Here is a 13,406-nt window from a genome sequence, read left to right as displayed (position 1 = left end):
ATGGCGCTGCTCAAAGCTGCCGCGAAGGAGGCACGGATGGATTTTGAGAAACTCATGCAGGCCAACCTCGATCTGGTGTTCGGCGAACGTGACCCCACGCGGCGCATCGCGGCGATCCAAAGGATCTACGCAGAAAACGCGGAGCTTCACGAACCCGAGCGTTCGGCGCGAGGACATGAGGCGATCTCGCAGGCCGTAGCGGACGTTCTGGAGCATCTGCCTCCGGGCTTCGTGTTCACCGCATTGAGGCCGGCAGTGGGCCACAACGGCGTCGGTCGCTTGCAGTGGGGCGTCGGCCCGGCCGGAGGTCCGTTCGCGGCCACGGGCACCGATGTCGCGCATGTCGAAGGCGGCCTCCTTCGAACCCTGCATGTTTTCCTCGATCAACCGGAACCTTGAATGGGGATGGCGTCCTGAGCGGAGAGCGTGCTGGCGACGACCCCGCCGGGGCCTCTGTCGGTTTAAAGGAGCTGCTGCACATGACCGGATCTGGCTTTCCTGTGGGACTGGAGATGGATGTCTCCTATCCGAATTTCCAAGTCAGCCTGACGCTCCTGTCCACTGAGCAATTGAGGTTCGAGATCAAGGAAGGACCGTTCGCCCGGACCGAAACCGTCGATATTCAGGTCGTGCCGATCGGCAACAGCATCTTCGCGGTCAGCTGGCAGGAGGAGAGCGGCGCGACGGTCACGAATGTTCAGGACTACGATCGCAGTCTGGTCTTCTCGTTTGCGACACTGCCCGACGGGCAGTTCCTACGAATGACCGGCAAAATGGCGATCACACGGCCCGCGCATCGCAGCTCCGACGATCGGCCGCGGCGCAACAAGGAACTCGTCCTCGAGGCGATGATCTCTCTTTTCCAGCGTCGTGACGCGTCGGCTGTGGAACGGCTCTACGCCCGGGACTACATCCAGCACAACCCCAACATCCCCCAAGGTCGCGACGCGTTGCAGGCGATCGTCACCGGCCTGCCGGAGCACGTCTTCTACGAGCCCGGACTGATCGTCGCCGGCGACGATCTCGTCGCCATCCACGGACGCATCCGCGGCTGGGCGGACGAACCGCTGATCGCAGTCGATATCTTTCGGATCGAGGACGGCAGGCTGGCCGAGCACTGGGACGTGTTGCAGAGCGAGGTGGCTGCGACGGCGGCCGACGGCGGCATTTCGATGTTCGACCCCGAGGAAGGAGCACATGGCACTGCGCCGAAGCCGGGGTAGTCGCGAGCCACCCCATCCGATGCGGTCCATCAGGATCGACAATGACTTGTGAGAACCCGTCATGGAACGGGCGTCGACAGTTTCGCGGACCTCCTTCCCGGCTGAGCGCATCTCACCGGGGCCAGCCGAGCGAGGGGCTCGGCGGCATCTCGCGCGTCACCTTCCAGATGAGCACCGCCTCGCGATGAAGCGGTCCATCGAGGTTCTTGGCACAAGTCGCCCCAATCGTCCGGGCATCTCATCAGGGACCGCACATGATCTGATCGGTCGTCGGCGACATGACTCCGGGGCGATGGTGGCAATTGCACTTACCCCTGTATGATCGCCGCGCGTTCCGTCGAAACCGTCAACACAAGGCTCTAAACCATGCCCAAAGGATCGGACCTTCTTGTTGCCGCGCTGGAGAACGAGGGCGTGGACCGCGTCTTCGGTGTGCCGGGCGAAGAGAATCTCGACCTCCTGGAGTCGTTGCGAACCTCCGGTATCGAACTGGTCTTGACGCGCCATGAGCAGGCCGCGGCCTTCATGGCCGCGACGCATGGGCGGCTGACGGGCAGACCCGGTGTCTGCCTGGCCACGCTCGGCCCCGGCGCGCTGAACTTCTCCACCGGTGCGGCCTATGCGCATCTCGGGGCCATGCCGATGATCCTCATCACTGGCCAGAAGCCGGTGATGAGCGCCAAGCAGGCCCGGTTCCAGATAGTCGATATCGTGGCGTCGATGAAGCCGCTGACCAAGATGACGCGTCAGATCGTCAGCGCAGCCGCCATCCCCTCCACGGTGCGTGACGCCTTTCGCGTCGCGACGGAAGAGCGACCCGGGCCGGTGCATCTGGAATTGCCGGAGGACGTCGCGGCCGAAGAGGTCGAGAACGCCTCCGTCATTCCGGTCCACACCGCAGAGCGGCCTGTTGCCTCGGCCCTGTCGCTCGATGGCGCGGCGGAGATAATCCTTGGCGCCGGCCGACCGCTCGTCATGATCGGTGCGGCAGGCAACCGGCCTGCTCTGGTCGAGGCGCTTTCGAGCTTCGTGAGGCGCACACGGCTGCCGTTCTTCAACACGCAAATGGGCAAGGGCGCGGTCACCGGCGGCTCGAATCTCTACATGGGAACCGCGGCGCTGTCGGAGGGCGACTACGTCCACGAGGCCGTCGAGCGCGCCGACCTGATCATCGCCATCGGCCACGATACGGTCGAGAAGCCGCCCTTCCTGATGAAAAGCGCCGGCGGGCCACGAGTCATCCATGTCGGCTACCAGTCCGCCACGGTCGAGCAGGTCTACCACCCCGATATCGAGGTGATCGGCGACATCGGTGCTGCCGTCGAGGGGCTTGCCGAGCGGCTCGAAGGAAAGCTGACGCCCGACGAGGGAATGCTCGATCTGCGCCAGCGTATTCTCGCCCGCCTCAACGACCGCGCCGAGGAGGACCGTTTTCCGGTCACGCCCCAGCGCATCGTTCATGACGTTCGCAAGGTGATGCCGGAGGACGGCATCGTGTGCCTCGACAACGGCATGTACAAGATCTGGTTCGCGCGCAACTACCGCACCCATGTCGCCAACACGCTGTTGCTCGACAATGCGCTTGCGACGATGGGCGCCGGCCTGCCCTCGGCGATGATGGCGGCAATGCTTCATCCGGACCGCCGCGTCATGGCGGTCTGCGGCGACGGCGGCTTCATGATGAATTCGCAGGAGATGGAAACGGCGGTGCGCCTCGGCCTGAATCTCGTCGTCGTCATTCTCAACGACAGCGCCTATGGCATGATCCGCTGGAAGCAGGCGGTCGACGGTTTTCCGGATTTCGGCATGAGCTTCGGCAATCCCGACCTCGTGCACTATGCCCAGGCCTATGGCGCGAAGGGTTCACGGGTTACGGCGGTCGAGGATCTCGTGCCGACGCTCGAGGCCGCTTTCGCCGGCGGCGGGGTCCATCTGGTAGATGTGCCGATCGACTATTCCGAAAACACGCGCGTGCTGGTCGACGAATTGCGCAACCGCACACCCGACGTGGAATGCGCGTGAATGCAGGTCGAGGAGCACCGCCAATGCTGACAGTCGTGCAAGCCTTCGATCGCGCGCCGATCGTGGAGATCGAGTCCGACGATGCCGCCGCGCTGGAGCGCAAGTTGCAAGCCGCCGATCGCGTCTTCAGGGATCGCGACGGCTGGCTGAAGCCTCACCAGCGCATTACGATCCTGCGCAAGCTGGCCGCGCTGATGGAAGGCAAACGCGATCATCTCGCCATGCAGATCGCGCGCGAGGGCGGAAAGCCGCTGCCCGATGCCACCGTCGAGACCAATCGCGCCATCGACGGGGTCCACAACGCCGCCGACGAGCTGCGCAATTTCGCCGGCCGCGAGATCCCGATGGGACTGTCGACGGCCGCCGAGAACCGCTGGGCCTTCACGACCAAGGAGCCCATCGGGGTCGTCGCGGCGATTTCCGCCTTCAACCATCCGCTGAACCTGATCGTTCACCAGGTCGCGCCGGCCATCGCAGTCGGCTGTCCGGTCATCGTCAAGCCGGCGACCACGACGCCGCTGTCCTGCCGCGATTTCGTGGCGCTGGTTCGCGAGGCGGGCCTTCCCGAGCATTGGTGCCAGACCTTCGTCACGGAAGACAACGCACTGGCAGAAAGGCTGGCGACCGATAGCCGTGTTGCCTTCCTCAGCTTCATCGGCTCTGCCCGGGTCGGCTGGTCCCTGCATTCCAAGCTCGCCCCCGGCGCGCGCTCGGCGCTGGAGCATGGCGGCGCCGCGCCGGCCATCGTCGACCGCAGCGCCGATCTCGACAAGGTCATCGAGCCGATCGTCAAGGGCGGCTACTACCATGCCGGGCAGGTCTGCGTGTCGACGCAGCGCATCTTCGTTCATAGCGACATCGCCGATGACTTCACGCAGAAGCTCGTCACCCGCGTCGACAAACTGCGCACCGCCGACCCCACCCTGAAGGACACCGAAGTCGGACCGCTGATCCTGCCGCGCGAGGCCGACAGGGTCGGACAGTGGATCGAGGAAGCGGTCAAGGGCGGGGCCACGCTTGCGACCGGCGGCAAGCGCCTGTCCGAGACGACCCTGCAGCCGGCGGTTCTGCTCGACCCCGCCGCCGATGCGAAGATTTCGATGCTGGAGGTTTTTGGCCCTGTCGTCGCGGTCTATCGCTACCGCGATCTCGACGACGCGATCCGTCAGGCCAATGCGCTGCCGACTGCCTTCCAGGCGAGCATCTTCGCGCAGGATATCGATGTCGCGTTGCGCGCCGCCGACCGCCTCGATGCCTCGGCCGTGATGATCAACGATCCCACCGCCTTCCGCACCGACTGGATGCCCTTTGCCGGCCGCAGGGAGTCCGGATACGGAACCGGCGGCATTCCCTACACGATGCGCGACATGACGCAGGAGAAGATGATCCTGATGCGCAGGAGCTGACCTCGTTCGATCAGAACTGCGGGTCCAGCGCGTCCAGCGCGGCGCAGACCTCGGCGCCGAAGTCCGGATGGACCTGCCGAAAAAGCTCGATCTGCCGTTCTTGCGATGTTTCGCTGCGGGTCGGAGATCGACGGACGGTCGCGCCATGCCGGCAGGAACGACGTGCTGCGTCCCCGCGCTGGTGCCGGCCCTGCTTCAACAGGTCCTGATGGCGGCATGCAGGGCGATGCCCAACCTGTCAAGTTCGGCCTTCGTGAAGCTTTTCCCTCGGACGATCATGCGTGAGTAGAGGGGAGCAAAGAGAAGATCGAGCGCCAGCTCCCTGTCGAGATCCGCGCGCAATTCGTTTCGGGCAATGGCGCGATCCAGCAGTCGATGTCCGAACTGTCGCCGTGCCTCCGCGATGCCATGCAGCATCGACGCCAATTCGTTCGATCGCAGACGTTCGGCAATCAGATCGGGGATTATGCGGCGGACCAGAGGATGCCGCAGGACCGCGCGCGTCGCTCGAAGGTACTCCCTGATGTCCGCCTGCAGAGAGCCTTGGTCTGTGGCACCCAACCGCATGACCTCGACACTTCGTATCGCTTCGCACGCGAATTCCAGCTTCGACGGCCAGCGCCGGTATATCGCCGCCTTGCCGGCGCCCGCCCGTGCCGCCACGCGCTCCAGGCTTACTGCCGCAAAGCCGGTTTCTGCCCACTCCTCGAACAAGGCTCTGAACAGCGCCGTCGTCAGTTCGGGCCGGATGACCGCCGCCCCACTCGGTTGCCGTCTTTTTGTGAGGTCGACACTCTTGCGTTCCATCCAAAAGCCCTCCACTGTGGATGGAACGGTAGCGTCTCAACCTATGCGTGAGAAGAGATCGAGGCGAGCTTCAGCGGGTATTTCTGACTGACTTCGGGGCCGGAGACGAAGATCGCGGCAATGCCTTTCGCACACCGCCGGAAGGAAGGATTTGCTTTGGCCAATTGCGTCTACCGGTCGGTCTGCGCGGCGCGAAACAGGCCCCCGGCTCGGATTGGGAGGGCTGCGAGAAGCATAGGAGACACCGCATGACCGTGCCTGCCTATTCCTCTTTCGCTCAATGGTACAGCAACGGTCACCTTGCGCACTATGTGCGCACGATTAAGTCCGCAGGTGACATCATTCATCTGCTGGAGGCCGCGCAGCCGGCCGGGGACATGTCCGACCCCGCCGTCCCGGATCTCGTCCTATACCAGGACCTGCATGGTGGCAGTCGTGTCAGCGGCGATATGGGAGGGGGGCGCTTCGTTGTGAGGAGTGAAAAGGGCAGCTTCTTTCTCTCTGCTCCGCGGTTCGCAAACACGGTCATTGTCGACGCAGCGCATGAGCTTCGCAGCTTGTCGTTTCCGTTGGCGCAGTGGCAGCCTGTTCTGGATGAAGCCGCCGAAGGGCGGTTTTCTCTGGACTATCAGAAACTCTGTATGGGGGCGTTCGCTTCGCCAACGATCCGGTCCGCGGTGCGGAACCTGTGGGTCTTGTGCGATGAGGAGGGTGCGCCGTCGCGCCTGTTGGCGCAGGCCGCAGGCTGCGAGATTTTGGCCGAGTTGTGCCGGCTGGGCGGAGCACCTTTCACTCCGACAAAGGGCGGCCTTGCCCCCGGGGCGGAGCGGCGCTGCCTGGAACTGCTGCGGACGCGGCTTTCGGAAGACATCAGCCTCGACGAACTGGCGGCCGAAGCGCGGCTCTCTCCCTTTCATTTCGCGCGCATGTTCAAGCAGAGCGTCGGTGTGCCGCCACGGGTGTACCTGACCCGGCTGAGGATGGAGAAAGCCTGCGAACTTCTCGAGCGGACGGACCTTCCGATCACGGAGATCGCGCAGGAGGTGGGATATTCGTCGAACCAGGTTCTCGCCCGGGTATTCATCAAGCATCAACACATGAGCCCGTCCGACTATCGTCGGGCCGTTCGCGATCCGGTTCGCCCATCGATCTCACTTCGCGCGCGTCCGGCTCTGGAGGGACGGCAATGACCGTCCATGCCCATTCGTCATTCGCCCAGTGGCACAGCAACGGCCGACATGCGTCCTACTTGCGCACGATGAAATCCCCGGGCGCAATTCTCGACCTTCTTGAGGTCCAGCGACCAGCCGGGGACATGTCCCGCCCGGCCCTGCCGGACATCGTCCTGATGGAGGACATGCTTGGCTGCAGTCGTGTCAGGGGAGACCTGGGAGGAGGCCGCTTCGATATCACGACCGTGAAAGGCACCCTCGCCGTCGCCGCGCCGAACTTCGCGACCACGGTGATCAATGACGACAGCCATCGGCTCCGCAGCCTGGCGTTCCCTGTGGCACAATGGCAAGGCGTGCTTGACGAAGCCGCCGGCGGCCGGTTCTCGCTCGACAACTCCTGCATCTACGGCCGAGTGTTCGACTCACCGGCCATCCGGTCGGCGCTGCGGAACCTGTGGGCTCTCTGCAATGACGAGGGGGTACCTTCGCGGCTGCTGGCGCGGGCTGCAGGTTTGGAGATTATGGCCGAGTTGTGCCGGTTGGGCGGGACACCGTTGGCGACTGCAAAGGGCGGTCTTGCTCCGTGGGCTCAGCAGCGGTGTTTGGAGCTTATGCGGGCGCGGCTTTCGGAAGACATCAGCCTCGATGAACTGGCCGCGGAGGCCCGACTCTCACCCTTTCATTTCGCGCGCATGTTCAAGCAGAGCGTCGGTGTGCCGCCACGGGTGTACCTGACCCGGCTGAGGATGGAGAAAGCCTGCGAACTCCTTGAGACGACGGACCTTCCGGTCACCGAGATCGCGCAGGAGGTGGGATATTCGTCGAACCAGGTGCTGGCCCGGATGTTCATCAAGCATCGGCACATGAGCCCGACCGACTATCGTCGGGCGATTCGCGATCCAGTGCGTTCTATCGCGCCGCAGTGACTTTCAATGGCGGCGCCTGGCGGCGGGAAGCTTGCCGATGGAATTAGCGTGTCATGCCTCTCCTCCCGAACCACGAGAAGCCCGCGCCGCTCTCGCCGTCAGGATATGCTCGAGATCCTTCAGCGCGGCGGCCGCGGTGGCGAGAGGCTCCGTTCCGGATCCGATCGCGATCGTCTCGCCCATCGCATCCGTGGTGATGCGGATCGCCTTGTTCTTTCCCGACACATGCGCAAGCGGATCGCTCGGCGGGTAGGTCCGGACGCCGACGGCTGCCCGCGTCGCGCTGTCTGTCCGGACAAGGCGACCGACGAGCTTGGGAACGAGACGCTGCTTTCGCCACGCTTCGATATCGTGCGCCGCAATCGACTGAACGCCCTCGACGGAGAGATCGTCCATCGTCAGGTCGGCATCCAGGCCGAAATTGGCGATCAGGATGAGCTTGCTGGCGGTGTCCCAGCCCTCGGTATCATTGCGCGGGTCGGCTTCTGCGAAACCGCCCGCCTGGGCGCGCGCCAGCGCCTCGTCGAAGCCGAGGTTCTGATTCATCATCGCGTCGAGCAGGTAGTTGGTGGTGGCGTTCAGAATGCCCTCGATCTCGAGCACTTCGCAGCCTTTCAGGCTGTGCTCGAGAAGGTCGATCGTCGGCAGCGCGGCGGCGGCGGCGCCGCTGAGTTTCAGCATCGCGCCCGAGGATCGCGCCAGGGCCCGCAACTCCGGTCCGCTGTGGACCAGCGCACCCTTGGATATGACGATCGCGTCGCGCCCCGACGAGAGGGAGGATCGGATATAGGCGAGGCCGGGACCCCCGGTTCGAAAATCGCTGGGGCCCGCCTCGATGAGAATGTCGGCGCCGCTCGCCTCGATGAAGGCCGGGCCCGACAGACCCGGCTCGAGCGCATCCAGGCGCCCGGGTTCGAGACCGTCCGCGTCGGCCAGTCCGGATCGCGAGCCGCATACGGCGACGAGGCGAATGTCGGCTCCATGGACCTGCCGGTAGCGCTCGCGGCGGGCCAGGAGAAGGTTGGCTGTGGCGCGGCCCACGCCCCCGAAACCGGCAATCGCGATCCTGACGACATTCATGGTTTCAATGCCTTATCTTCGAGCATCGAGCACGGATCGCCAAAGCTTCCAACAGCGCCGAACACATTCCCGTTGAAAGCCGACCCTATCCGGCCGTCTATCCTCGCGCCAGCGACGGCGAGCAGGGCGTGCACGAAGGCGCGCTTGCGGCGATCGCGGCCGGCGCGGCCGCCGACTGCCTTCGGCGAAGCCGTCTCAGGCGCGGATGAAGGCCAGCATATCCGGGTTCACCACATCCGGATGCGTGGCGAACATGCCGTGAGAAAGGCCGGGATAGGTCTTGAGCGTGCCGTCCCTGACGAGCTTGATCGCCTTCAAGGCCGAGTTCTCGATCGGCACGATCTGATCGTCCTCGCCATGGATGATCAGCACGGGAACGGTGATTACCTTCAGATCCTCCGTGAAGTCGGTCTCCGAAAACACTTCGATGCAGTCATGATGCGCCTTGGCGCCGCCGCTCATGCCCTGGCGCCACCAATTGTCGATCAGGCCCCGGCTGACCTTCGCGCCCTCCCGGTTGAAGCCGTAGAAGGGTCCGCTCGGCAGATCGCGATAGAACTGCGCGCGGTTTGCCGCCAGGGCGGAGCGCAACCCGTCGAAGACCTCCATCGGAACGCCGCCCGGGTTGGCGTCGGACTGAGCCATCACCGGCGGGATCGCTGCGATCAGAATGGCCTTGGCCACACGGCCGCGTTCGGCGCGCGCCGCATAACGCGCGACTTCGCCGCCGCCGGTCGAATGGCCGATATGGACCGCGTCGCGCAGATCGAGCGCCTTGGCGATCTCAGCCACGTCCGCGGCATATGTGTCCATGTCGTTGCCGGTGTCGGTCTGGTCGGACCGGCCGTGGCCGCGCCGATCATGCGCGATCACTCGGTAGCCTTCGGACAGGAAGAACAGCATCTGGTTGTCCCAGTCCTCGGCGCTGAGCGGCCAGCCATGGTGAAACACGATAGGCTGCGCGTCTTTCGGTCCCCAATCCTTGTAGAAGAGGGTGGTCCCGTCGGATGTGGTGATGGTTGCCATTGCACGTCTCCTTCCAAACCAGGTTGAGCGGATACCCGAAATGGCAGGAGTCTTTCGTAGCGGCGCTCTCACCGGGTCGCAACGCTTGCCACCTGCTTTTCGCGTGATGGTTCTAGCGGGTTGGCGAACGTGCTGCGGCGCGGAAGCTGCTGCGCAAGTGCCGATCTTGCGGGCCGATTGCCGCCGCAGACGGATTCCTGCCCCGGAACATCGTGGCGAGGCGCGTACCGTGCCATCGCTCGGTCATAGAGGTCTCAGGAGATGACGCCGGCAATCCGACCAGGCTGCTGCCGGCGCAGCCCAATGCGACGATCCTCTGTTCGCCGCTGGCCAAAGGGGCCGAAGCTGGATTGCGAGTACCAGATCAATTCGTCCCGCCATTGCATGCGCGAGCGGAACAGCCTCGGGATGACGAGCGTCGTCGACGCCGACGGCGGTTTCCGGAGCTATCCCGACGACGACGCGATCATCGAGAAGCTGCGTGCCGAGCCGGCTCCAACCCAGGATGGGAGAACTCGACCGCGAGATCGACAGGCTGGTCGTCTCGCGATCCCTCGAAGCCGGGCGGGGTCCAGGTCGAGATCGCCGGCCGGCTCAATGCCCTCCTCGGGGAGACGGCCTATCCGAACGGCGTGCGTGGGGTGTGGGGAAAGGTGGTAGCGGAGGCCCGTTTCGGCCGCTATAGCCGAACGCAAGCCGTTGAAATCATTGACCTCGGATTGTGGCGCGGGTTCGGCGCGCCGAATGAGGTTGCCGAACTGGCCGCTTGATTGATGAAATGGCGGCGAGCCGACGAGGAGCCGCCCATGTGCAATCTCTACAATGTCCGGAGCAACCGCGAAGCGATCCTTGACCTTACGCGCGGCATGGTCGACCGAAGCGGCTGGAACGAACCGTCGCGCGACATCTATCCCGGCACGCTCGCACCTGTCGTCCGCGTCGGGGCGGACGGTGAGCGTGAGATGGTCATGGCGACCTGGGGCATGCCCTCGCCGCCGGCCTTCATCAAAAACTACGACCCCGGCGTGACTAACATCCGCAACACGAGCTCGCCGCACTGGCGCCGGTGGCTCGGCCCCGAGAGCCGCTGCGTCGTGCCGTTCTCCAGGTTCGCCGAGCCAAACCCGGCGGCCAAGGTCGAGGGGCAGCGGACACCGAACGCCTGGTTCGCACACCGCGATGAGCGGCCGATCATGTTCTTCGCAGGCATTTGGGCGCCGTGGCGCGGCGTCAAGAAGGTGCGGGACGGCGAGAGAGACTTTGAGCTTTATGGCTTCTTGACCTGCCCGCCAAACGCTGTGGTCGCACCGATCCATCCCAAGGCCATGCCGGTGATCCTCACAGACGCCGAAGAGGTCGAGACGTGGATGACGGCGCCGTGGGAGATCGCCCGCGAGCTGCAACGCCCACTGCCCGACGACATGTTGGCGATCGTGCCGCCGCCGGAGCGCCCGGAGTAGCGCCTCGCCGCTTGACCTCCCACATGAGAACGATACAAGAACGCCCCTTCCGAACAGGAGGGTATCATGTCGGGCCGCTCGATCACGATCGCCACGATCGCACAGTGCATTCGGTACGGGCACCGCATCACGGCGTACTGCCTCAATCTCGACTGCCGACACTCGCAGGAGCTTGACCTGCACGCCCTCGCCGAGCGCCTTGGCCCGGATCACAGCACCCTGCACAAGCACCTGGCGCCGCTCCTCAGATGCAAGGCCTGCGGCGGCAAGCGCGTCCAGCTCACAGTGCACCCGGATCCTCGCCCAGCGTGGAAGACCGCCGAGGAGCGAGGCGGCGCTTGACTATACACCATAACGGTGTATGTTAATTCCATCAGCGACGCGCTGAGCCCGCTCCTCGGGGCCAACAGTGGGAAGGATACAAAGATGACCCGCCTCGTCGTCACCCTCAAGGACAACGGCAGCGCCTACACCGGCTATCGCGTCGAGCTCGTCGAGGCGCCGGAACTCGTGGGCTCCGAAAAGCAGGTCGCCTGGGCCAAGGACATCCGCGCCAAGGCGCTTGACGAGGTCGCCGACATGGTCGCTCGCGCCGCTCAGGCGCACGGCATGAGCGTTGGCCCGATCCGCCTCGACGATCCGGCCGAGTGGATCGATGAGACCAAGGCCAAGGCGGCCGCCCTCACCGAGAAGCTCGCCGGCGAACGGGCCCTCATCAAGATCTTCGCGCAGTCGGGCGCCAAATGGTGGATCGACCGCCGCGACCTGGGTCTTGCTGCCCTCGCGAAGGAGGTCCGCTGATGTTCGTCGCTCCCCGCCCTCGCATGGCGCTCCTTTCCCTGGTCGAGGCCGGCCGTCAGGCCGGTCTCTACCTCGAGGCCAAGATCACCCGCGGCCGCGGCTGGCGCAGCCGGCATGGCCGCGACGACGGCTCCCAATGGGCGTGGATCGGCATGGATGCGCAGGTGCATGGCCGCGCCATCGGTTACGAGTTGATCCATGCCGCGAAGTACCTGACCGGCTACCGGACGCGCGAGGAGGCTTGATCGTGGACGTCTCACCCGAGACCCAAAGGCTCAGAGACGGGGCCTTTTTCGAGGACTGGTCGGCATGGCGAGACCTGGGCGGAGGCCCACGATATACCAGCCATCCGGTTGGCAAGCGTCCGACGGGCAGACCCGTCTATAGCTGCACCCTCCATGGGAGGGCCGTGCTCTTGGATGGCGCGCCCGGCTTCGAGGTCGCGTTGCCACCGGACAGTCGGTGCGTGCGCCTGATCGAGAGCGTTCAGGGTGCCCGTAAATGGCCGCGCGGCCTGGTCAGAGAGGGGCACGTCTGGATGTGGTCCGTGCCGGCGGAGCGGTGGCGCGAGATGCGCAAGATACTGCCGATCCTCAAGGGGATTATCACAGTCAAATACGCCAAAGAGGGCGCCCCCGCATGACCTATCTCTGGCATTATACCATCGACACCGGCCATAGCCGACGCTCGCCGCGAGACGAGATACCGGAGCACGTATTGCGCGCCATGCGGGTGCATTTGTCGCGAGCGCTCGAGGACGGCCGCGATCCGGTCCCGACGCTCGCGCCGTATCGCCTGCGCGCCACATCGCACGGTGGATTTCTCGTGGCGACGGTCGAGGATGGCGACGGCATGCCGCTGGCGACCCTCGGCGTCGCGCCTCGATCGCGGGGCGCGGACAAGCTGTGGCGTAGCCTCCATAAGGCGAGCGCGGGAGATATCGGCCCAATGCCTGATGCGCCATGGCTCGCGGTGCGGATCGATAATCCCGATCTGCTTATCCCGGCCGCCTCGTGGTTAGCTGATTACGAGCGCTGCATCGCCTGGGCATGGATCGAGATGGGAGACGCGCCCCGTGGCTGATCACGATTGGGAGGCAGACCCGCGGCCATTTAGCGAGTGTCTCAAGGCATGGGTCGCCGAGCGCGGTTGGACGCGCAACCAGGCTGCGGCCGAGCTGCGCGTGCCGCGCTCCACCTATGACAAATGGTGCGACGGCGGAAAATGCGACCGCGAGGCAAGCCTGCGACGGCTGATGACGCTGATCGACCGCGCCGGCCCCTGAAACGTGAAAAAGCCCCGCCCGGCCGAAGCCGAGCGGGGCAAGTCAGGCAACAGCCAGAGTGGCGCTGGGAGCCACTCGGCATCCGGACTGTCCGGATCTATGAGGCGCCGGAGCGCCAATTCTCAACAGCGGTTGATGGGAGGCGATGGCGGCAGGCTGTCGCGGAGCTTGCGTGCCCAGCCGACGGCGAGGTCGCCG

At 64.9% G+C, this 13,406-nt stretch carries 16 protein-coding genes and 1 pseudogene; 14 read left to right on the top strand and 3 right to left on the bottom strand.

The window, feature by feature from the left end; all coding sequences use genetic code 11:
• The 4 genes from GGR16_RS12095 (at position 1) to GGR16_RS12080 (ending at position 4,651) form a co-directional block, all read left to right on the top strand.
• Complete coding sequence (locus GGR16_RS12095; RefSeq protein ID WP_183316766.1) at positions 1-399, top strand: nuclear transport factor 2 family protein; 399 nt, start codon at positions 1-3, stop codon at positions 397-399.
• An 80-nt stretch (positions 400-479) separates the two neighbouring features.
• Positions 480-1,223: a nuclear transport factor 2 family protein gene (locus GGR16_RS26075; RefSeq protein ID WP_210289522.1), complete on the top strand. Its 744-nt coding sequence runs from the start codon at positions 480-482 to the stop codon at positions 1,221-1,223.
• A 366-nt stretch (positions 1,224-1,589) separates the two neighbouring features.
• Entirely contained in the window at positions 1,590-3,245 is a 1,656-nt protein-coding gene (locus GGR16_RS12085; protein ID WP_183316765.1) for an acetolactate synthase large subunit, read from the top strand.
• A 23-nt stretch (positions 3,246-3,268) separates the two neighbouring features.
• Complete coding sequence (locus GGR16_RS12080; RefSeq protein WP_183316876.1) at positions 3,269-4,651, top strand: aldehyde dehydrogenase family protein; 1,383 nt, start codon at positions 3,269-3,271, stop codon at positions 4,649-4,651.
• 195 nt (positions 4,652-4,846) lie between these two features.
• Here GGR16_RS12080 and GGR16_RS12075 read toward each other — a convergent pair whose 3' ends face one another.
• The gene (locus GGR16_RS12075) at positions 4,847-5,458 is read right to left on the bottom strand and encodes a TetR-like C-terminal domain-containing protein (RefSeq protein WP_019403184.1); all 612 of its coding nucleotides are present in this window, start codon (positions 5,456-5,458) and stop codon (positions 4,847-4,849) included.
• A 248-nt stretch (positions 5,459-5,706) separates the two neighbouring features.
• Here GGR16_RS12075 and GGR16_RS12070 point away from each other — a divergent pair, with 248 nt between their 5' ends.
• Together GGR16_RS12070 and GGR16_RS12065 are read left to right on the top strand one after the other, a co-directional pair.
• Entirely contained in the window at positions 5,707-6,648 is a 942-nt protein-coding gene (locus tag GGR16_RS12070; protein WP_053193351.1) for a helix-turn-helix domain-containing protein, read from the top strand.
• A complete protein-coding gene (locus GGR16_RS12065) occupies positions 6,645-7,556 on the top strand; it encodes an AraC family transcriptional regulator (protein WP_053193364.1) in 912 nt (303 codons plus the stop codon). Before GGR16_RS12070 ends, GGR16_RS12065 begins: the two co-directional genes overlap by 4 nt.
• Positions 7,557-7,607: 51 nt before the next feature.
• On the opposite strand, the gene GGR16_RS12060 is transcribed toward GGR16_RS12065, so the two are convergent.
• Together GGR16_RS12060 and GGR16_RS12055 are read right to left on the bottom strand one after the other, a co-directional pair.
• A complete protein-coding gene (locus tag GGR16_RS12060) occupies positions 7,608-8,636 on the bottom strand; it encodes a homoserine dehydrogenase (RefSeq protein WP_019401575.1) in 1,029 nt (342 codons plus the stop codon).
• Positions 8,637-8,831: 195 nt separating this feature from the next.
• Positions 8,832-9,662 carry an alpha/beta fold hydrolase gene (locus GGR16_RS12055; protein ID WP_183316764.1) on the bottom strand — a complete coding sequence of 277 codons (831 nt, stop codon included), beginning with the start codon at positions 9,660-9,662 and terminating at the stop codon, positions 8,832-8,834.
• A 260-nt stretch (positions 9,663-9,922) separates the two neighbouring features.
• Here GGR16_RS12055 and GGR16_RS26245 point away from each other — a divergent pair.
• The 8 genes and pseudogenes from GGR16_RS26245 to GGR16_RS12020 form a co-directional block, all read left to right on the top strand.
• Positions 9,923-10,151: pseudogene (locus GGR16_RS26245) on the top strand (amidohydrolase); the annotation flags it as partial.
• A gap of 317 nt (positions 10,152-10,468) precedes the next feature.
• Positions 10,469-11,122 (top strand): SOS response-associated peptidase, encoded by a 654-nt coding sequence (locus GGR16_RS12050; protein ID WP_183316763.1) that lies wholly within the window; start codon positions 10,469-10,471, stop codon positions 11,120-11,122.
• 66 nt (positions 11,123-11,188) lie between these two features.
• On the top strand, positions 11,189-11,464 hold the full coding sequence (locus tag GGR16_RS12045) for a hypothetical protein (RefSeq protein ID WP_183316762.1): 276 nt from the start codon (positions 11,189-11,191) through the stop codon (positions 11,462-11,464).
• Positions 11,465-11,548: 84 nt separating this feature from the next.
• On the top strand, positions 11,549-11,923 hold the full coding sequence (locus GGR16_RS12040; protein WP_183316761.1) for a hypothetical protein: 375 nt from the start codon (positions 11,549-11,551) through the stop codon (positions 11,921-11,923).
• Positions 11,923-12,168 carry a hypothetical protein gene (locus tag GGR16_RS12035; protein ID WP_183316760.1) on the top strand — a complete coding sequence of 82 codons (246 nt, stop codon included), beginning with the start codon at positions 11,923-11,925 and terminating at the stop codon, positions 12,166-12,168. The genes GGR16_RS12040 and GGR16_RS12035 overlap by 1 nt, the downstream gene beginning before the upstream one ends.
• Positions 12,169-12,332: 164 nt before the next feature.
• Positions 12,333-12,566, top strand: coding sequence for a hypothetical protein (locus GGR16_RS12030; RefSeq protein WP_183316759.1), 234 nt, complete (start codon positions 12,333-12,335; stop codon positions 12,564-12,566).
• Positions 12,563-13,006 (top strand): hypothetical protein, encoded by a 444-nt coding sequence (locus GGR16_RS12025; RefSeq protein WP_183316758.1) that lies wholly within the window; start codon positions 12,563-12,565, stop codon positions 13,004-13,006. The genes GGR16_RS12030 and GGR16_RS12025 overlap by 4 nt, the downstream gene beginning before the upstream one ends.
• On the top strand, positions 12,999-13,208 hold the full coding sequence (locus GGR16_RS12020) for a helix-turn-helix domain-containing protein (RefSeq protein ID WP_343059689.1): 210 nt from the start codon (positions 12,999-13,001) through the stop codon (positions 13,206-13,208). The genes GGR16_RS12025 and GGR16_RS12020 overlap by 8 nt, the downstream gene beginning before the upstream one ends.
• Positions 13,209-13,406: the final 198 nt, after the last annotated feature.

This window comes from Chelatococcus caeni, assembly GCF_014196925.1.
GTDB lineage: Bacteria > Pseudomonadota > Alphaproteobacteria > Rhizobiales > Beijerinckiaceae > Chelatococcus_A > Chelatococcus_A caeni.
Note: the sequence above shows the minus strand (reverse complement) of the source record. Positions and strands in the feature narration are given on the sequence as shown.